Origin of the sequence: Arthrobacter sp. efr-133-R2A-63, from assembly GCF_030209795.1 — a bacterium.
Lineage (GTDB): Bacteria > Actinomycetota > Actinomycetes > Actinomycetales > Micrococcaceae > Arthrobacter > Arthrobacter bambusae_A.
Genome location: NZ_JARVRG010000025.1, coordinates 44,736 through 63,783, shown reverse-complemented (window position 1 = coordinate 63,783; position 19,048 = coordinate 44,736). Strand labels below are relative to the sequence as shown.

Annotated in this window: 17 protein-coding genes; 15 read left to right on the top strand and 2 right to left on the bottom strand. The window is 63.0% G+C overall.

Translation table 11 applies throughout. The features are described 5' to 3' along the window. The first annotated feature begins 16 nt into the window (after window positions 1-16). The 6 genes from alr to QRN45_RS14145 all read left to right on the top strand — a co-directional run bounded on the left by alr (window position 17) and on the right by QRN45_RS14145 (window position 5,807). Window positions 17-1,237 carry an alanine racemase gene (gene alr, locus QRN45_RS14170; protein ID WP_284763771.1) on the top strand — a complete coding sequence of 407 codons (1,221 nt, stop codon included), beginning with the start codon at window positions 17-19 and terminating at the stop codon, window positions 1,235-1,237. Further along, complete coding sequence (locus tag QRN45_RS14165; protein ID WP_284763769.1) at window positions 1,227-2,834, top strand: PucR family transcriptional regulator; 1,608 nt, start codon at window positions 1,227-1,229, stop codon at window positions 2,832-2,834. Before alr ends, QRN45_RS14165 begins: the two co-directional genes overlap by 11 nt. A 215-nt stretch (window positions 2,835-3,049) precedes the next feature. Further along, a complete protein-coding gene (locus QRN45_RS14160) occupies window positions 3,050-3,289 on the top strand; it encodes a hypothetical protein (protein ID WP_241710480.1) in 240 nt (79 codons plus the stop codon). Between the two features lie 72 nt (window positions 3,290-3,361). After that, complete coding sequence (locus QRN45_RS14155) at window positions 3,362-4,078, top strand: ATP-binding cassette domain-containing protein (RefSeq protein ID WP_284763767.1); 717 nt, start codon at window positions 3,362-3,364, stop codon at window positions 4,076-4,078. Continuing rightward, the gene (locus QRN45_RS14150; RefSeq protein ID WP_284763765.1) at window positions 4,079-5,506 is read left to right on the top strand and encodes a hypothetical protein; all 1,428 of its coding nucleotides are present in this window, start codon (window positions 4,079-4,081) and stop codon (window positions 5,504-5,506) included. Continuing rightward, window positions 5,490-5,807: a hypothetical protein gene (locus QRN45_RS14145; RefSeq protein WP_241710477.1), complete on the top strand. Its 318-nt coding sequence runs from the start codon at window positions 5,490-5,492 to the stop codon at window positions 5,805-5,807. The genes QRN45_RS14150 and QRN45_RS14145 overlap by 17 nt, the downstream gene beginning before the upstream one ends. Before the next feature lie 62 nt (window positions 5,808-5,869). Here the strand turns inward: QRN45_RS14145 and QRN45_RS14140 are convergent, their stop codons facing one another. Further along, window positions 5,870-6,016, bottom strand: coding sequence for a hypothetical protein (locus QRN45_RS14140; protein WP_264637528.1), 147 nt, complete (start codon window positions 6,014-6,016; stop codon window positions 5,870-5,872). 354 nt (window positions 6,017-6,370) lie between these two features. After that, on the bottom strand, window positions 6,371-7,180 hold the full coding sequence (locus QRN45_RS14135; RefSeq protein ID WP_372489703.1) for a nitrilase-related carbon-nitrogen hydrolase: 810 nt from the start codon (window positions 7,178-7,180) through the stop codon (window positions 6,371-6,373). 239 nt (window positions 7,181-7,419) lie between these two features. Here QRN45_RS14135 and QRN45_RS14130 point away from each other — a divergent pair, with 239 nt between their 5' ends. From QRN45_RS14130 to QRN45_RS14090, 9 genes are all read left to right on the top strand, one after another. Beyond that, the gene (locus QRN45_RS14130; RefSeq protein WP_241710475.1) at window positions 7,420-8,610 is read left to right on the top strand and encodes an ROK family transcriptional regulator; all 1,191 of its coding nucleotides are present in this window, start codon (window positions 7,420-7,422) and stop codon (window positions 8,608-8,610) included. Window positions 8,611-8,748: 138 nt separating this feature from the next. Beyond that, complete coding sequence (gene mmsA / locus QRN45_RS14125) at window positions 8,749-10,305, top strand: multiple monosaccharide ABC transporter ATP-binding protein (RefSeq protein WP_241710474.1); 1,557 nt, start codon at window positions 8,749-8,751, stop codon at window positions 10,303-10,305. A gap of 44 nt (window positions 10,306-10,349) precedes the next feature. Next, a complete protein-coding gene (gene mmsB / locus QRN45_RS14120; protein WP_241710473.1) occupies window positions 10,350-11,618 on the top strand; it encodes a multiple monosaccharide ABC transporter permease in 1,269 nt (422 codons plus the stop codon). Between the two features lie 51 nt (window positions 11,619-11,669). Further along, complete coding sequence (locus QRN45_RS14115; protein WP_078106011.1) at window positions 11,670-12,770, top strand: substrate-binding domain-containing protein; 1,101 nt, start codon at window positions 11,670-11,672, stop codon at window positions 12,768-12,770. A gap of 199 nt (window positions 12,771-12,969) precedes the next feature. Further along, window positions 12,970-14,400, top strand: coding sequence for an ABC transporter permease (locus QRN45_RS14110; protein ID WP_284763760.1), 1,431 nt, complete (start codon window positions 12,970-12,972; stop codon window positions 14,398-14,400). A 2-nt stretch (window positions 14,401-14,402) separates the two neighbouring features. After that, a complete protein-coding gene (locus tag QRN45_RS14105; RefSeq protein WP_078106013.1) occupies window positions 14,403-15,104 on the top strand; it encodes an ABC transporter ATP-binding protein in 702 nt (233 codons plus the stop codon). 115 nt (window positions 15,105-15,219) lie between these two features. Beyond that, window positions 15,220-16,290, top strand: coding sequence for a Gfo/Idh/MocA family protein (locus QRN45_RS14100; protein WP_284763758.1), 1,071 nt, complete (start codon window positions 15,220-15,222; stop codon window positions 16,288-16,290). A 101-nt stretch (window positions 16,291-16,391) separates the two neighbouring features. Continuing rightward, a complete protein-coding gene (locus QRN45_RS14095) occupies window positions 16,392-17,393 on the top strand; it encodes a hypothetical protein (protein WP_284763756.1) in 1,002 nt (333 codons plus the stop codon). 125 nt (window positions 17,394-17,518) lie between these two features. Beyond that, window positions 17,519-18,961, top strand: a complete 1,443-nt coding sequence (locus tag QRN45_RS14090; protein WP_284763754.1) for a hypothetical protein — start codon at window positions 17,519-17,521, stop codon at window positions 18,959-18,961. Window positions 18,962-19,048: the final 87 nt, after the last annotated feature.

Genomic DNA, 19,048 nt, shown 5'->3' with positions numbered 1-19,048 from the left:
CCTATAGTGATCAACCATGAGACGTATTGCACAATCAGAAACGACGCCGGAAGCGGCGCTCTCCGGGCAGGTCAGCGTTGATCTGTCTGCGATTTCAGACAACATCAAAGCCCTCAGAAAGCGCACTGCCGCGCCGCATTTCATGGCCGTCGTCAAGGGGAACGGCTACGGTCACGGCCTCGTGGAGGTGGCCCGCACGGCGGTGGCGGCAGGAGCTGATTGGTTGGGAACCGCCCAATTGAGCGAAGCGATCACCTTGCGCAAGGCGGGCATCACGGTGCCGGTCCTGTCCTGGCTATATCTGGCATCCCAGACCAGCGCGACCATCCGGGAAGCACTGGAGTACGACGTCGACGTTTCTCTTGGGAGCGTCGCTCAACTTGAGGTCCTGGCCGGGATCGCGAGGCAATTGGGCCGCCCCGCCGTCGTGCACCTGGAACTGGACAGCGGCCTCAGCCGCGGCGGCGCTCGCAAGGAAGACTGGTCCGAACTCGTGGCCCAGGCTCGCAAGTCCGAAGAGGACGGCACGGTTCTGGTTCGCGGCATCTGGACCCATCTGGCCTGGGCCGACGTTCCCGCCCATCCTGGAAACGCTGCAGCCGTGGCGGAGTTCGAAGACGCCGTTGACGAAGCCCGCGCCGCCGGACTGGACTCGCAGCTGCGGCACGTGTCGAGCTCGGCAAACATCCTGGACCGGCCCGAATTCCATTTCGACATGGTCCGCGCTGGACTGGCGATCTACGGCTTGGCCCCCGCCGACCACCTGGATCCCGCCGACTTCGGGCTGCGCCCCGCTTTGAGCGTGACGGCGCCGCTCGTCATGGTCAAGAAGGTCCCGGCGGGGACCGGCGTCAGCTACGAACATCAGGCCATCACGCACGAGCCGCGTTATCTCGGCCTCATCCCCCTCGGTTACGCCGACGGCATCCCCAAGGGCGTCAACGGCCGGAGCCTGGTCCAGATCGCCGGACGGAAAGTCCCCGTGATCGGCAAGGTATGCATGGACCAGTTCATGGTGGACCTCGGTCCGGATGCTTCCGGGATCGAGGTCGGCGACACGGCGGTCCTGTTCGGCGATCCGGCCGGAGGGGCTGCGAGCGCCGACGATTGGGGCGCCGCCATCGGAAGCCACGGTGACGAGATCATCAACCGGATCGCACCGCGACTCCCGCGTGTGTATGAGTCCAGCGCCTACGAGTGCCCCGATTACCAGGAGGCCGCGAGCGATGTCTCCTGAGCCAAGCCCCAGCCGCCTGAGTTTCGTCACGCTTGAGCAGTTCCTGAAGCAGCTGCCGCCCGAGTTGGAGATACTCCACGACGGCGGCAGCGGCGGGGAGTTGCTGCGCTGGGTTGAACCCAGCGAACTGGACGATCCCACGCCCTACCTGCCGGACGGGGAGTTCCTGCTGACCGCGGGACTCCCCTTCCTGGGAGAGGGCGGGTCCAGCGACAATGTCGACGCGTATGTGAAGCGGCTGGTGGGGGCCAAGGTGGCGGCGCTGGGGTTCGGGATCAGGCCGTATTTCGACGCCGTCCCGGCCGAGCTGCTCAAGGCGTGCCGGCGGCATAAGCTCACTTTGATCGAGATCCCGGAGTCCATCCCGTTCGCCGCGATCGGCCTTGAGTTCTCCCAGCTCCTGGAGTCCGATAACGCGAAGGTCTTCCGCCAGCTCGCGGACACCAACCGGCAACTCATGCGGGCGGTCCTCTCCCCCAGACCGGAACACGAGCTGCTTGCCGCGTTGGTCCAGAAGGTGCCCGTCTGGGCACTTCTCGTCGGAGCGGATGGGCGGGTGCGTGCACGTGCCCACGCTGCCGGCGGCAGCACCGGCGTCGAGCATTCATCGCTGGAGCCCATGCTCGAACGGCTCCTTTCCGGCAGCGGGCCGCGGGTAGAGGTGGACGGCTTTGAGCAGCCGGGATCGGAGATGGTTTTCGGCCATCCGCTCCGGAGCACCAAGGACGCCAACCTGGGCGCCCTGATCCTGGGCTCGGACGCCGCGCTGACTCCCGCCCAGAACAGCGTGGTGCAGTCCGTCGTGGGGTTGCTGGAGTTGCTCGTCCGCCAACGGACCAGCGGCTCGCTCGCGCCGAGCCAATTGGCGACGGCGTTGCTTTTGCACCCTGAAACCCTTGCCACCGGCGGGACCCGGCACGTCAACGGGCTCAAGGACCTCCTCGCCCAGAGCCTGTCCTCTACGCGATCCGCTCCCCTGCGCGTGGTCCAAGGCATCAAGGTGGACTCGCCTGAGTGGCCTGCCGGCGACAGCCCGGTGCGCGAGCTACTGCAGTGGCGTCGCCTCTTCGACACCAAACTGGTGGAAATCACCGATTACGGATTCGCTGCCATCACTCGTTTGAAGGTGGACGACTCGCTCCTGGCGGACGTCGAAAAGCTCGGCTGGCGGCTCGTCATCGGAGAGCCGACGGAACTGACCGGCCTCGCCGCAGCGCACCAACGCGTAACATCGCTGCGATCCCGGGTCCAGTCCAGCGGACGGAGCGCCCGCGTCGACGAGGTGACCTGGTCCGTTACGGGACTCCTGGGACGCGAGGCCGGATCCATGCTTGCCGCGAGGCTCCTTGAACCGGTACTCGCTTTAGAAGCCGATCGGCGCGATCCCCTCTTAGCGGTACTCCGGGGCTGGCTCAGCGAAAACGGCAGCTGGGACGCCTCCGCCAAACTGCTGGGACTGCACCGCAACAGCGTGCGCCGCCAGATCGGCCTGCTCGCCGAACTGCTCGACGCCGACCTGAACCTTGCCCAGGTGCGGGCGGAGCTTTGGATCGCGCTCCAGTACACGGACGGCTTGGTGGGCGGAGGGGACACCTAGTCTTCGCGACTTCCTGGCTGTCTCCGTGCCGTGCTGCTCAAAACACGTAGACAGGACTGCAGGCACACTGAGAAACGTCGATTTTGCACGTATTTTGCCCCGTTCCACCACTTAATTTCGCCGTTTGACCACTGAGACGCGGTTTTCGCGGCCTACCATTCGGGTGCCGGCTACACGGGATCCGCCAGTAGCTCAAATCGAAATGGAGGAACGAAATGCTCACTACGACCGCATTGAACGCAAGCAGCACGATTGCATCTGCACGAACCAAGATTGACGAAATGATTGTTCGCTACGACGGCTGGTTTCTAGTCGTTCTCGCCGTCCTGATGGTGCTTGCTTTTGCATTGCTCGCAGCGATGGCCATCTGGTGCCTGACGCAGGGCCGAGGCCGCTTCACCGGCAACTGGAGTTGGAGCCAATGGGGTGTCTCTGTGTTCGTTGAATGCAGGTAGCTCGCTACAAGCCAGCCGTCGTGGTGGCACTGACAACGTGCCACCACGACCAGAGCATCGGAATCAAGCCTCATGACTCTCAGTGTTGCCAACGTCAACTACGCCTACAACCCCAGAACCCAAGTGCTTCACGATGTCTCGTTCACGATCGCAGAGGACCGGGTCATGGGCCTCATTGGTCCCAACGGGTCTGGAAAGTCCACGCTGATAAAGGTCATCCTGGATCTGCTCCAACTTCAAAGCGGCCGCGTCTGCATCGGGTCTGACAGTAGTCAGAGCCGCAGCGCCAAGATGTCGTCGATCTACTTGTCGAGCAATGATTACCTCCCTGAGTTCCTTACAGGGGAGGAATACGTGCGTTTCATGCACGGGCTGTATGGAGAACCCATGGATCACGCGGCACTGAGGACGCAATTCGCCAGGCACTCCATGCGCGACAGGCACCGCGACTTGATCGAAGACTACTCACACGGCATGAGGAAGAAGCTGCAACTCATCGCCGCGTTCATGCTCCGGCGAAGGTTTACCGTAATCGATGAGACCCTCAATGGCGTCGACATCGATGCGATCAACCTCTTCGAGCGCGATATCCGGAATCTTGCTAAAGAAGGCCGCTCAGTTCTGCTGTGCAGCCATGACTTCACCATGTTGGAGCACGTCGCTGACGAGTTGGCACTCCTCGTCCAAGGGGCCCTGGTGGTTCAGGCTCCGGTCCGGAAAATTATCCAAGATCACGGCACGATAGCTGACCTTGCCAACGAGTTCATTCAGGCAATGGAGCCATCTTAGATGCGCATCAAGAGCGTAGTTCTGCTGTTTCGATTGTTCTGGCTCTTCATCGTGAGACGCGTCTTGGGGCGAGGTCTGTTGGCAAGCCCGGCCGCTCGGCTTTCAGCCGGTATCCTGCTCGTTGCCGCGTTCGCCGGCTTCAACGTGTTGAGCTACGTGGTCATCCGCCAGTATCTCGGTGGTACCGGCCTGCTTGAGCCCGTTCTTCAAGTCGCCAACGCATCGGTCGGATTCTGGGTACTTATCGCCTACACACTAATTCGGGTGCTGTTCATGAAGGCAGATGAGCTTCTGAAGCTCTCCTTTAATCTGCCGGTGACCAATAAGGAAAGGACGATGGCATTTGCGCTCTTTGAGTCGTCCCTCGTTCTCCTGATGACCGTGTTCGTTTTCGGTGCATTTTCCATTTCAACCGTGCTGATCGAGGGAACTGATTACATTCCGAGGGTTCTGGTGTCCATCTGGTTCCCCGCTATTTCAACCTACCTACTCCTGAGCCTCGGCTACTACCTCCTTGAACGTGCTCTACAGGCTCTCAGGATTGCCCGACTTCGCGGCCTGGTAGTCCCGATGGTGCTGGCTCTCGGGCTGGTCGTGGCCTTTCCTCAAACCAACGAGCAGAGTAGCAAAATCGCCGAAAGCTACGTATTCGGGCGTGAATACAATGCACCGGTATTGCTCTACGCGAAGCTGCAGGGAGACGTCGGGATCTGGTTTTTCATTTTAGTGCTGCTTGCGACATCAGCAGCAATTATTCCAGCAATAGTGGCGATCGCGCCCAGGAACTACGTTCCGATGCGTCGCTTCTTCGCATTTCTGCCTTCACGCTTGGCAGGGAGCAAGTTCGGCGTTTACCTTCTGGTCTTGTTTCGAAGTTTCGAAACAATGGTGGCCGTTTCATTTATCACCATCTATTCGGTCTTCGCCTGGCTCGAGCATCTGGAGTTGCCACCCTACGCCCTTGCTCTCATAACGTTTCAGGGAGTCTACGCATTTTCAAACTCGGAGCCTCTCCGACGCATGGTCACCTATCCGGGCCGCACCGTTGCGAACTACTTGCGCCTCGTGGGCTCGCAAGGCATCCTCCTGACGGTTGCGGGCATCCCAGTCATCACGATTTCCGTGGCCCAGGGAGTTTCCTTTGAAGCCTGTCTGCCAGTGCTCGGATTCTGCTTGAGCAACATACTCATATCAACCCTGGTTGGCATCGCTTTCCCTCCCGAGAAGGGAAACCCATTCACCGTCATCATCGGAGTCCTGCTGACGGTGATAGTCGTCATGATTGTGGCGCTTGGTTTGAACGTCTTCAACTTTGATCCAATTATCAGTGCGGCAATTTTTGCCGCCCTTAACATACTGGTCGTCTTTTACAGCATCTTGGGTATGCGAAGAATGGAGAGGATTGCGCGCCATGAAGTGGCTGCTTAGATTCATCGCCGGGCTGACAGTCTCTTTTGTTGTCACCATGATCGTCGTTGTCACGAGTTTCATCACCACGATGTTCTCGGCGTCAGAAATAGGAGTCAGGAAGTATGGCCTGTTCGGCGCGCTCTTCTTCGAGCCTCATGAACAGCCCGACGGGGCGACCGCATTGGAAATCGGGGTGTCGAACAGCGCGCCCATCGCTTTGGTCTTCGCGGCATGCTTGGTTTTCTATGTTGCCGTTGCTGCAGTCCTGGAACGACTGAAGCTCCACAAGAAGCGACTTCTACGAGCAGACCAGGGTTGACCGTTCGCACGATCACACTCCCGGATGCGACCGTCGGCCTGATAGCCAAGCAACTCATATGGTCATGCAGATGGCCATTCGCCGCCGTCGTTCTCAGCTTCATTGCGTGCACCTTCCTGGCCGCCGTGACGACTGACCCAATCCTTTTCCAGGCCGGCCTGTGGCTCCTTGTGCATGCACTTTTCCTGCTGGGCGGTTTTCTGGTGCATGAGTGGTCCCATGTTGCGGGCATGAGGCTGTTTCGCGGGGTTTCAGACATCGTGATATCTGCCGGAGTCCTTCGCTTTTCCGTCATTCCCGTCGGGCGTCTCTACGGGTGGCAGATCGCAATCGTGGCGACACTAGGTCCGAGTGCATCCTGCTTGGTCGGGGCGCTGATTGCCCTGCTCGCACCCGGCTCATTCCTGCAGTACTGGTTCCTGTTGCATGCAGTCTTCCTTCTGCCATTCTTTGGCGACGGACGCGGCCTCATTCTCGGAATCCGTGTGTGGGCTCGGCCGGTTGGCTTACGAGCGCCCGGGATCAACTGCTGAGCCACGGTTCCGTCCCATGCATTCAGACCCTCAACCTTGTGGAGCGGAGTCTTCCCACTCGCGGTACAGCTGCGGGCGGCGTTCCTTCAGGTACGGCACCTGTTCACGGGCCGACGTGACGCTTTCCGTGGAGATCTCGGCGAACAGCAATGCCGCACCATCCCCGGCGGCAGCGAGCAATGAACCGTCCGGACCGGCCACCACGCTTCCGCCAAGGAAGTCACAGCCGTCCTCGTGGCCGCTATGGTTCGCGTAGGCCACGTTGAGTTGGCTCTCCAGCGCCCGGGCCCGGATCAGGACCTGCGGCACGGCGTCGAAGCCCGCGGACAGTGCGGTGGGAACCAGCAGAAGCTCAGCGCCCCGCATGGCCGCAGCGCGGACAGTTTCGGGAAACTCGACGTCGTAGCAAATCAGCAGCGACGTCTTGACCCCGTTGAAGTCCACGACGCCGGGAGCTGCTTGGGCGGCGGCGAACGCCTTTCGCTCCTCCTCGCCGAAGAGGTGCACCTTGTCGTAGTCCAGGAGCACGGCTCCGCGCGCGTCCAGAAGGGTGGCGGAGATATGCCAGCTGCCGTCGGCAGCTGGTGCCGGCAGGCTGTAGACCAGTCCGATTCCGTGCGTGCGGGCGATGTCCGCCAGACGCCCTCGGATGCCCGGGATAACCGCTGGATCGAGCTCCGCGTGGAGCCTCAGCGGCGCATACCCGACTGGGAAGAGCTCGGGCGTCAGCAACAACGAGGCCCCGGCCGCGGCAGCACGCTGTGCCGCCGCATCGACTGTCTTCAGATTGGCGTCGACGTCCAGGACAACAGCGTTGGCCTGCAGAACGGACAGCAGCATCATTACCACCTCGATAGCACCTTGCATCCCCGTCGGGCGTTCTTGGGAGACATGACCGGGATTACTCGTGATTCCAGCCTAGCCAGCCGCAGGCCGGTCCCACAGGACAAATGGACCTGCGGGCTACCCTGCGGGGATGGTTCGTACAAATCCGCGGCATAGTTCATGATGCCGACGCAAGTTCACCCCATTGCGTTAACTTCTTGACTGCAACTGTGATTTGAGGCACGCTTCATGTCATGCCTGCAACATCCAGCTCGACGAAGAGCCACCGCAAAAACCCCGGCTCGCAATCAGCGCTGCGCCACTTGAACCAGCAACGGCTCATCGAATGCCTGCTGAGCGGCCCTTCCACACAAGCCGAGCTGGCCAGGCAGACCGGCTTATCCACGGCAACAGTGTCCAACATCGTCAAGATCATGCAGGACGCCGGCCTCGTCTCCACCGAACCGATCACCAGCTCCGGACGCCGGGCACTGAACGTCAGGCTCAACAGCAACGGCGCGGTCGCCGTCGGGATCGATTTCGGCCGGCGCCACCTGCGGGTAGTCCTGGCCTCCCTGGGCTATCACATCATCGTCGAGGAAACGGTCACCCTCCCCCTTGGCCATCATGCCGAACAGGGGATCAGCGCCGCCGTCGCCCTCCTCGACAAACTACTGCTCGAAAGCGGAGTGGACCGCAGCGCGGTGGTTGGCGCGGGCGCTGGCATAGCCGGCCCCATCGACCGCCGTTCCGGGACTGTGGCACAAGGTGCCATCCTGCCCGAATGGGTGGGGATCCAGATTCTCGAACGGCTGGAGGAAGCCCTCGATCTTCCCGTATACGTTGACAACGACGCCAATCTCGGCGCGCTCTCCGAGGTCACGTGGGGGCCACACAGCGGGATCGGCAACCTCATGTTCCTCAAGATCGGTTCCGGCATCGGAGCGGGCCTCATCATCAATGGCGCACCGTACTACGGGGCGGTGGGAATCACGGGAGAGATCGGCCATGCGACCATCCACGAATACGGTGCAATCTGCCGCTGCGGCAACCGGGGCTGCCTGGAAACGATGGCTTCCACCTCCACCATGATCGAGCTGCTCGGAAAGGGCTCGGGGCTGCACCTCGAACCCGAGGACATTGTCCGCAACGCTATGGCGAGGGATCCGGCGACCCTTCGCGTGGTGGACGACGCGGGACTCGCGGTGGGACGCGCGTTGGGCAATGTGGCGAATCTCATAAACCCGGAAGTCATCGTGGTGGGAGGCCCTTTGGCCGGCCTCGGCGACATCCTCCTGGACCCGATCCGGCGCGGCCTCGTGCGCCATGCGGTGCCCGTTATCGGCGAGACCACGCACCTGGCGATGTCTTCGCTGGGCGCCCGGGCGGAGGCCCTCGGGGCGGCCGCCTTGGTGTTCCAGCACGCCGGAATCAAGCAGTCCTGAACATTTCGTTATCACGCTGTTACCGCCGTCTTGCGTTCAAGTCTTGACGACAAGCGGTGTGATCCAGTTTACTTTCTCATCAGATAGGCTCGCCATCCCCGAGCCGACAACGACGTCAAACATTGGAGGCGCGAGGGTATGTCGAACCCCATAACGCACCAGGATCCGGTTCTCCTCGAGATGCGGTCCATCACCAAGGAATTCCCCGGCGTGAAGGCGCTCTCGGACGTTAGCCTCCGGGTCAAGGTGGGCGAAATCCACGCGATCTGCGGCGAGAACGGCGCAGGAAAGTCCACGTTGATGAAGGTGCTCTCCGGGGTTTACCCCTACGGCAGCTACGACGGCGACATCGTGTACCAGGCGGAAGTCCAGCAGTTCAAGGACATCCGGGCCAGCGAACATGCGGGAATCGTGATCATCCACCAGGAACTGGCGCTGATCCCCGAGCTGTCCATCATGGAAAACATCTTCCTCGGCAACGAACCCGTCCGTCGCGGCATCATCGACTGGGCAGAGGCGCGCAAGCGGTCCATCGAATTGCTCGCACGGGTCGGCCTGCGCGAGGACCCGGACACCCCCATCAAGGAAATCGGTGTCGGCAAGCAGCAATTGGTGGAAATCGCCAAGGCCCTGAACAAGTCCGTCAAGCTGCTCATCCTCGACGAGCCCACGGCCGCCCTCAACGAATCGGACTCCCAGCACTTGCTGGACCTGATCCTCGGCCTCAAGGGCCGGGGCATCACATCCATCATCATTTCCCACAAGCTCAATGAGATCGAGCAGATCGCGGACGAAATCACCATCATCCGCGATGGCAAGTCCATCGAGACGCTCAACGTGGTGGAAGACGGCGTGGACGAGGACCGGATCATCAAGGGCATGGTCGGGCGGACGCTCGAGTCCCGCTTCCCGGACCACACGCCGAAGATCGGTGAGGTGTTCTTCGAAGTCAAAGACTGGAACGTCGGGCATCCGCAGATCCAGGACCGCCTGGTCTGCAAGAACTCCAATTTCCACGTGCGCCGCGGCGAAATCGTCGGCTTTGCCGGCCTGATGGGCGCCGGCCGCACCGAGCTTGCCCGGTCCGTCTTCGGCCACTCCTACGGCCGGTTTATCTCCGGGCAGGTGTACAAAGACGGCAAGCCGATCACCATGCGCAGCGTCCGCCAGGCGATCGACGCCGGTCTCGGCTACGTCACGGAAGACCGCAAGAGCCTGGGACTGAACCTCCTGGACGACATCAAGACCACCACGGTGTCTGCCAACCTGAAGAAGATCAGCCGGGGAATCGTTGTGGACACCAACAAGGAATTCATGGTGGCCGAGCAATACCGGAAGTCCCTGCGCACCAAGACGCCGTCCGTGGAGGAAGGCGTCTCGAAGCTCTCGGGCGGAAACCAGCAAAAGGTTGTTCTCGCCAAATGGATGTTCACCGATCCGGACCTTCTCATCCTGGATGAACCCACGCGTGGAATCGACGTGGGGGCCAAGTACGAGATCTACGGAATCATCCAGCAGCTGGCCAACCAAGGGAAGGGCGTGATTGTGATTTCCTCCGAGCTTCCCGAACTGCTGGGCCTCTCCGACCGCATCTACACCATCTTCGAGGGCTCCATCACTGGCGTACTCAACAAGGACGAAGCCAGCCAGGAGAGCCTCATGAAGCTCATGACATCCAGCCGCAAAGCCGCCTGATCCCGGTCATCCCCAGAACCACACGGACACAAGGACCCAAAACAATGAACGCGCTCAAGAAGCTATTCGGTGGCAACACCCGCCAATTCGGCATGATCTTCGCCCTGGTTGCACTCGTCATCTTCTTCCAGATCTTCACCTCGGGCCGCACCCTCACCCCGGGCAACGTCATCAACCTCTTCAACGGCAACTCCTACATCCTGATCCTGGCCATCGGCATGGTCCTGGTCATCATCGCGGGGCACATCGACCTTTCAGTAGGTTCGGTGGCCGCCTTCGTCGGTATCTCGGTGGCCTTGGCCATCAGGGACTGGCATCTGAGCTGGTATGTGGCAGTCCTGTTCGGGCTCCTGCTCGGCGCCTTGATCGGGGCCTGGCAAGGATTCTGGACTGCATACGTCGGCATCCCGGCCTTCATCGTGACCCTCGCGGGCATGCTGTTGTTCCGCGGATTCAACCAGTTCGTCGGCAAGTCCAACACTGTTCCGGTGCCCGAAGACTTCCAGTACCTGGGCTCCGGCTACCTGCCCGAGGTCGGGCCGAAAACCGGGTATAACAACCTGACGCTCCTGCTCGGCCTGATCGCCGTCGCCTTCGTGATTTTCAGTGCGATTCGTTCCCGCCGCACCGCCCAGGCACTGGGCGCCGAGGTACAAGAAGGCTGGGTGATGATCACCAAGCTCGTCCTGGTGAGCGCCGCCATCCTCTACGCGACCTACCTCTTCGCCACGGGCCGCCCCGGCACCTCGTTCCCCATCCCCGGCCTCATCCTGGCCGTCCTGGTCCTGATCTACGGTTTCATTTCCGCCAAGACGGTCATCGGCCGCCACATCTACGCAGTCGGCGGCAACCGCCACGCGGCCGAGCTTTCCGGAGTCCAGTCCAAGAAGGTCAACTTCATGGTCATGATGAACATGTCCATCCTTGCCGGCCTCGCCGGCATGATCTTCGTGGGCCGCTCCACCGCTTCGGGTCCGTTCGACGGCGTCGGCTGGGAACTGGATGCGATCGCGGCCGTCTTCATCGGCGGCGCCGCGGTCACCGGCGGCGTGGGAACCGTGATCGGTTCGATCGTCGGTGGCCTCGTGATGGCTGTGCTCAACAACGGCCTGCAACTCCTCGGCGTCGGCGCAGACCTCACCCAGATCATCAAGGGCCTCGTGCTGCTCGCAGCGGTCGCCTTCGATGTCTACAACAAGACCCAGGGGAAGAAATCGATCATCGGAATGATGATGAAGAACTTCGGCCGGAGCAGCGAAAACGCTCCGGACGAGACCTCCTCAACCAGGGAAGCCATCTCCAAGGAAGCCTGACCGGCTTCGGGACGACTTGTTCCATCCACAACAAAGAAAGCGAACCAAGATATGCGAATGTTTGGTAAAGCAGGAAAGGCAGCAGCGGTTGCTGCGATCGCGGCACTGGCGCTGACGGCCTGCGGCCGTGCGGACAGCGGCAGCTCCGGCGGTTCATCAAGCGGCAGCGAGGCATTCCCCAAGGGATCCTCGATCGGCGTCGCGCTCCCCCAGAAGACCAGTGAAAACTGGGTCCTCGCAGAGAAGCTCTTCAACGACGGGCTCACGAGCGCAGGGTACAAGCCGGACGTGCAGTTCGCCAACGGTGGCGTTTCGGAGCAGCAGAACCAGATCAGCGCCATGATCACCAAGGGTGACAAGCTCATCATCGTCGGTGCCATCGACGGCGCCCAGCTGGGTACGCAGCTCAAGCAGGCCAAGGACGCCGGCGCAACGGTCATTGCATACGACCGCCTGCTCCTGAACACCTCCAACGTGGACTACTACGTGGCCTACGACAACTTCAAGGTCGGCGTGCTGCAGGGCCAGGCCCTGCTGGACGGACTCAAGGCCAAGAAGCCGAACGGCCCGTACAACGTCGAGCTGTTTGCAGGTTCCCCGGATGACGCCAACGCGAAGGTCTTCTTCGACGGCGCCATGAGCATCCTGCAGCCGAAGATCGATGACGGAACCCTCAAGGTGGTTTCCGGACAGAAGTCGTTCGAGCAGGCAGTCACCCAGGGCTGGAAGGCAGAGAACGCCCAGAAGCGCATGGACACCCTCCTCGCGGGTACCTACACCAGCGCTTCGCTGGACGGCGTACTGTCCCCGAACGACACCCTGGCCCGCGCCATCATCACCTCGGTCAAGGCGGCTGGCAAGCCGATTCCGGTCGTGACCGGCCAGGACTCCGAAGTTGAGTCGGTCAAGTCCATCCTTGCCGGTGAGCAGTACTCCACCATCAACAAGGACACCCGCAAGCTCGTTGAGCACGCCATCACCATGGTCAACGACATCCAGTCCGGGAAGACCCCGGAAATCAACGACACCAAGTCCTACAACAACGGTGTCAAGACCGTACCGGCATACCTGCTGCCGCCGGTCATCGTGACCCTGGCCAACGTGAAGACGGCCTACGTGGACGATCCGATCCTCGGCCCGATCACGAAGTAGTACCTGTTATCCAGGCACCAACAACGGCGGCCATCCCCACTCACGGGGGTGGCCGCCGTCGTCGTGTCCGGCTCCATCCGCCGTCGCGCATCGCTTCACAGGCCCCGCATAGGAACAGCAGCACAACCGCACAGCCGCGGTGAGCACTGTTAGGTGAGCAGGCGCGCCGCTGGGGCGGGCCGGGTCCCTAAGGAGAATCGTGAGCGTCCTCGCCCGGAGTGTAGGCAATGCCTTCCGCAACAAGATAAGAACCGCGGCCGTCGTGGCAGTGCTGGCCGTCGCGATCGGACTGGCGCTGGCCATGCTCGTGGCCAACCAGGCCGTTGGCGGCAAGGTCCAGGAGCTCAACGCCTCCGTGGGGACGGTCCTGACAGTCAACCCCGCCGGCGCGCAGGGCTTCGACGGCGGCGGCGAGCCGCTCACCACGGCCCAGACCGCGACGGCGGCTGCCGTCCCGAACGTCGTCTCCGTGGTGGGCACCAAGGCATTGCGGCTCGAGACCGCAACCGCGGCATCCACCTCAACCACCGGCACGACCACGCAGCAGGCCGGACCGGGTGGTGGCGGTCCCGGCGGGGGCACGAGCGTCACCACGAACCTCCAGGCAGCCATCGACGCCGGAACACTCGGCACCCGAAACAACGCCAGCAGCAGCACCGGGTCGGGCAGCACAGGCACGGGAAACACCGGAACCGCGCCGGCGTTCTCCCTGCCCATCACGGCTACCGGTATCGGCGCCGAGGTGGACACCTCCGGCAAGGCCCTGAATATCACGAGCGGGACCGGCCTGGGCGACTACACCGTGGCAAGCACCAAGGCCCTCGTCGGAACCACGCTCGCGACCAAGAACAACCTGAAGGCCGGCTCAACGTTCACCATCGCCGGTAAGACGTTCACCATGGCCGGCATCTTCGACGCAGGAACCACATTCGGCAACAATGCCGTGTACACGACACTCGCCGAGGCCCAGGCCCTCGCGGCGACTCCGGGCGAGCTCTCCAGCATGGTGGTCACCGTCAACAGCATGGACAACGTCGACGCAGCCAAGACCGCCCTTCAAAACGCCCTGGGCACCAGCAAGGCCGACGTCACCCAGGGGCAGCGAAACCTCCAAACCGCCGTCAGTTCACTGGACAGTGTCAAGAACATTTCACTCGTGGCCTTCATCGCGGCACTGGGCACAGCCGGCCTGATCATCTTGCTCATCATGGTCATGCTGGTCCGGGAGCGCCGCCGTGAGATCGGCGTCTTGAAGGCCATCGGCGCACGCAACCGGACCATCGGCTTGCAGTTCGTGCTCGAAGCCCTCGTCCTCGTCGCGCTCGGCAGCGTCGTCGGCGCGGCCATTGCTTCCTTCGCCAGCGGCGGCATCGCATCGGCTTTGATCAGTTCCAACAGCTCGACGTCGACTGCGAGCCAGCGCGGCCCCGGCGGCGGCGGCTTCGGCGGACCAGGCGGGAACCCCTTCGGTGGAGCCTCCCAGCTGCTGACCTCCGTGACGGCGAGCGCCTCCCCCGGCGTCATTGCAGCCGGCGTCGCCGCAGTGTTCGGCGTCGCCGTCGTGGGTGCCTTGGTACCAGCGCTGCTCACAGCCCGCATCCGTCCCATCGAAGTCCTCCGAGGAGAATAGCCATGATTGAAGTCAAAGACCTGGTCCGCCAGTTCAAGTCCGGCGACCGCACCATCAAGCCCGTCAACGGTGTGAGCTTCGAGCTCGAAAAAGGCACCCTCGCCTCGATCGTGGGGAAGAGCGGCAGCGGCAAGAGCACCCTGCTCTCCCTGCTCGGTGCCCTCGACAAGCCCACCAGCGGGGACGTCGTCGTGGATGGCGTAAGCCTGGCCGGGCTGCCTGCCGGCAAACTCACCGAATACCGGCGCCGGGACATCGGCTTCGTTTTCCAGCAGTTCAACCTCATCCCCAATCTCTCGGCAGTGGACAATGTGATGCTGCCGATGGAGTTCGCGGGAATGCGGAAGACCGCCCGCTTGGAGCGGGCGCGGTCCCTCCTGGAGCAAGTGCAGCTGGATCCGGAGAAACAGTCCCGGCGGATCAACAGGCTCTCGGGCGGCGAGCAGCAACGGGTTGCGATTGCCCGGGCGCTGGCCAACGAGCCCAAGCTCATCCTGGCCGACGAGCCCACCGGCAACCTGGACGAGCAGACCGGTGAGCACATCATCGAATTGCTGAGTTCGCTGAGCCGGGACCACAACACCACCATTCTGGTGGTCACGCACGACCGGAGCCTGGCGCAGAAGACCGAACGCCGCTTCAGGCTTCAGCAAGGCAAATTGAGCGAGGAAACGGTGCGCCCACGAGTGGCTGCGGGGGCCTGACCGGCTCCTCGGACAACCGCAGCGGACGGGAGGACCGGGAACCGCATGGTTCCCGGTCCTCCCGTCTTGAGCGTGAGCTGTATAACGCCTGCGGCGGAGTGAGAGGATAGGCCGCATGAGTCTGCATATCGCCAAGCCGTGGTTGTTCAGTCAGCCGAACCAGGATCCCCGCGCGGCCACCGGCAAGGCCCTCAACTGGGGCATCATCGCCACAGGAGGGATCGCCAAGACCGTGAGCGGCGACCTCGCCCAACTCGAGGACGCAAAGTTGTATGCCGTGAGCTCTCGGCGCCAGGAATCCGCGGATGCCTTTGCCGCCACGCATGGGGTCACGAAGTCCTACGGGGACGACGGCGGTGTGCCCGGCTACCAGCGGCTGCTCGCCGATGACGCCGTCGATGTGGTCTATGTGGCCACTCCGCACGCCCAACATTTCGAGATCGTCAGGGACGCCCTCAACGCAGGCAAGCACGTTCTGTGCGAGAAATCCATAACCATCAATGGCCGTGAAGCGGCAGAGCTGGTCGCTTTGGCCCGGGAACGGAAGTTGTTCCTGATGGAGGCCGTCTGGAGTCGCTTCCTGCCCAGCATGCAGCGGGCGTTCGCCATTGCCGCGTCCGGCGAACTGGGCGACATCAAGTGGGTCAGCGCCGACCTTGGTTTCCCTGCCCCATACGATCCTTCCGCCCGCATCTGGGCCCCGGCGGACGGCGGCGGGGCCCTCCTGGACCTCACGGTATACGCCCTGCTGTGGCCCTTGGGTACCCTCGGTTTCCCGCAGTCAGTCAGCGCGATCGGCGCTTTGACGGACGACGGCGTCGACTCCCAGAATGCGCTCACCCTGGGTTACGACGACGGCGCCGTCGCCCAGCTGACCTCTTCACTGCTGGCCCACGGGCCACGCTCTGCCTCGGTTGCCGGCTCCAAGGGCTTCCTTCAGACGCAAGGGTCCATCAACAATCCGCGCGAGCTTCTGATTCGGACCGGCTGGGACGAACCGCGGGTCGAACGCTTTGACGCGGTCGGGATCGGCTACACCTACGAGCTCCGTGAGGTGACCCGCTGTGTCCAGCAGGGACTGACGGAAAGTCCCGTGATGCCGTTGGACGATTCGCTGAACACCATGCGACTCTTCGACGGGGTGCGCTCCCAGTTGGGAGTCCGGTACGCCAGCGACGCCCGCTGAGCTTATTGACGAATCCTTACGTCCAACGTCTGGACTAGTTAACTAGTGAGGCCTAGGATGGGAGCGATCGTCGATCCAAGCTGACGCTGGGGGGTGTCGAGATGGAAGCTGAGCAAAGTAAGTCGCGGGTTCTTCACGTTCTCCGCTCCGTCATGCTCGCCGGCGCCGGCGCCGTCGTTTGGATCGCCCTCTCTTCCACGGCGGCAAACGCTGATTCCGGAAGCACGAACAACCACACCCTTCTAGGCGGAGCGGGCTCCACAGTTTCCAACGCCGTGCACGACGCTGGAAGGGGGCTTTCCGGAGTCGTCGGCGATGCCGTTCCGGCAAGTGTCGCGTCCATGCCGGCGCCGGCTGTGGAGCCCCTTCCAGTGCCCGCAGTCCAGCTACCAGCGGTCCAGGTGCCCGAAGTTGTTCTGAACGAGCTTCCGCAGCTGGCTCGGAACGTCGACCAGCTTGTGGCCGGCACTCCCGTGATCAGCGCCGTCGTGCCTCAGGGGACCGTTGGTGCCGTGACTGCAGGCGTTGTATCACCTGCGGCCAGCGCGGTTGACCGCGCTGGTTCCTTGCTTGACCACGTCGTCACCCCTGTCGTGGGAGCGGTCGGATCCACGGTGGAGACGCTTCCGGGTGGCGGTCTTCCGGTTGTTGCCCCCGCGAACCCCATCATGGCCCCTCCCCTCCACTTCCCCGATGGCGTCGTAATGGGCGATGCTCTTGCGGGGGGTCCCACTGTTCTTGATCCCGTTGCCGAGATCCCCTCAACGCTCGCCCAGAATGCCGCGGATTCGTTGCCCGGCCTCGCAGGCCCCGGCGGTCCGCTGGGCCTGAACTCGGGACCTTCGAAGGCAACGGTCAGGGCTAGCGGTTCCGACCATCCTCCGGCGCCCTCACCAGACGGGACGTTCCCGCCCGGTACACCGGGCGGCAGCGATACTGCTAGCGGATCTGCAGTCCTTTCCGGCAATCCTTCGGGGGCTGCAGCTGCATGGCTCGAAGGCACAAACATGTCTTGCCCCTTGGCCGGGACGCTCGTGTCCACGGCTTCTGCGGGCAGAGTTCCGGCTCCGGTGTCGTTTGACCCGGGCTCTTCCCCTGATTAGTTCCGAGCTCTGCCGCCTCCCCGGACATGCGTTCCGGGCCGCGGCAAACGGCCGATCCGGGCGTTCCCGCAGTTTCCTGCGGACCGATGCGCCTTTGGGAACTAATCATTCAGGAGAAAAACACAATGCACAGCATGATTCGCAAGGGGCTGCTTGGCACCCTCTTTGCCGGCGGGTTGATAGCCCTCGGCGCAACTGCCGCGAACGCGGCAGACGCCACGACAAGCGCGCAGGGCAGTGCCTCGGGCACTCAAGTCGTTGCACCGGTATCCATTCCGGTGAACCTCGGGTCGACGTCGCTCTCGATACTTTCGGGCGCCGCGACCACTACCCCTGTTCCCGCCCAGGCTCCGGCCCCGGCGACCAATTCCGGCGGAGCAGCCGTCCCGTCCGGAACCCAGGTGGTGGCTCCGATATCGGTCCCTGTTAATATCGGAGCCACCTCACTGGCAGTTCTGAGCAATTCCGGCCCTGGAACAGCCTCCGGCACCCAGGCGACGATTCCCGTCAGCGCGCCGGTCACTGCACCGGTCACTGTGGGCGACACCTCCGTCAACGTCCTCAGCACGACGCCGACAGGCACCACCGGCGCCGCGGCACCCACAACCGGACTGGCCACCGTCGGTGACACCTCGGTCAACGTCCTCAGCACCACGCCGACAGGCACCGCTGGAGGCACCGGCGCCACGGCACCGGGCACCGGACTGGCCACCGTGGGTGACACCTCCGTCAACGTCCTCAGCACCACGCCGACAGGCACCGCTGGAGGCACCGGAAACACCGGCACCACAGCACCCGGCACCGGACTGGCCAACGTCGGCGACACCTCCGTCAACGTCCTCAGCACCACGCCGACAGGCACCACCGGCACCACCGGAAACACCGGCGCGACAGCACCGGGCACCGGACTCGCCACCGTGGGTGATACCTCCGTCAACGTCCTCAGCACGCCGACCGGCACCGCTGGAGGGACCGGAACCACCGGAGCCACGGTACCGGGCACCGGACTCGCCACCGTGGGTGATACCTCCGTCAACGTCCTCAGCACGACGCCGACCGGCACCACCGGAAACACCGGAGCCACGGTACCGGGCACCGGACTCGCCACCGTGGGTGATACCTCGCTGAACCTGCTCGGTTCCGTACCTACAGGTACCGGCATCATCTCGGGCACGGGACCCACAGCAGCTTTGGACCTCCCGCTGACGAGCGGCACGGTTTCGCTTGGCCTAGGGCTGCCGACCGGCGTCGTCAACCCTTCGGCAGTGACACCGCCCGTGGTCAACCCGCCGACGGTCACCCCGGGGGTTGTCGACCCGCCGTTCGTGAACGCGCCGAGCGATGCCCAAGGCTTCGTTGCTCCTGCCGCCTCGGTTCCTTCGACCGGGACTGAAGTGCAGGCCGGCGCTGCCTCAGCTACTGCAGCGATTGCGGTTGGCGCTGAAACGGCTGTTCTCGCTAGCACTGGCTTCAATGGCTTGTGGTTGCTGTTCGGGGCGGCTCTGCTGCTCCTTGGACTCATCGTGATGGTGGGCAGCCGGAAGATCCGGGCAGCCATTCCCGCATAGTCACCGGCTCGGGCTGCGCCACCTCACCGGATGTGGCCCGTTCCCGGCTCCTCCGCAGGGCTAACCGCCCCGCGGAGGAGCTTATGC

Coding starts and splice junctions, on each gene's coding strand:
- alr (WP_284763771.1), top strand. CDS start 17: ATGAGACGTATTGCACAATCAGAAACGACGCCGGAAGCGGCGCTCTCC.
- QRN45_RS14165 (WP_284763769.1), top strand. CDS start 1,227: ATGTCTCCTGAGCCAAGCCCCAGCCGCCTGAGTTTCGTCACGCTTGAG.
- QRN45_RS14160 (WP_241710480.1), top strand. CDS start 3,050: ATGCTCACTACGACCGCATTGAACGCAAGCAGCACGATTGCATCTGCA.
- QRN45_RS14155 (WP_284763767.1), top strand. CDS start 3,362: ATGACTCTCAGTGTTGCCAACGTCAACTACGCCTACAACCCCAGAACC.
- QRN45_RS14150 (WP_284763765.1), top strand. CDS start 4,079: ATGCGCATCAAGAGCGTAGTTCTGCTGTTTCGATTGTTCTGGCTCTTC.
- QRN45_RS14145 (WP_241710477.1), top strand. CDS start 5,490: ATGAAGTGGCTGCTTAGATTCATCGCCGGGCTGACAGTCTCTTTTGTT.
- QRN45_RS14140 (WP_264637528.1), bottom strand. CDS start 6,016: ATGCACCAGAAAACCGCCCAGCAGGAAAAGTGCATGCACAAGGAGCCA.
- QRN45_RS14135 (WP_372489703.1), bottom strand. CDS start 7,180: ATGCTGCTGTCCGTTCTGCAGGCCAACGCTGTTGTCCTGGACGTCGAC.
- QRN45_RS14130 (WP_241710475.1), top strand. CDS start 7,420: ATGCCTGCAACATCCAGCTCGACGAAGAGCCACCGCAAAAACCCCGGC.
- mmsA (WP_241710474.1), top strand. CDS start 8,749: ATGTCGAACCCCATAACGCACCAGGATCCGGTTCTCCTCGAGATGCGG.
- mmsB (WP_241710473.1), top strand. CDS start 10,350: ATGAACGCGCTCAAGAAGCTATTCGGTGGCAACACCCGCCAATTCGGC.
- QRN45_RS14115 (WP_078106011.1), top strand. CDS start 11,670: ATGCGAATGTTTGGTAAAGCAGGAAAGGCAGCAGCGGTTGCTGCGATC.
- QRN45_RS14105 (WP_078106013.1), top strand. CDS start 14,403: ATGATTGAAGTCAAAGACCTGGTCCGCCAGTTCAAGTCCGGCGACCGC.
- QRN45_RS14100 (WP_284763758.1), top strand. CDS start 15,220: ATGAGTCTGCATATCGCCAAGCCGTGGTTGTTCAGTCAGCCGAACCAG.
- QRN45_RS14095 (WP_284763756.1), top strand. CDS start 16,392: ATGGAAGCTGAGCAAAGTAAGTCGCGGGTTCTTCACGTTCTCCGCTCC.
- QRN45_RS14090 (WP_284763754.1), top strand. CDS start 17,519: ATGCACAGCATGATTCGCAAGGGGCTGCTTGGCACCCTCTTTGCCGGC.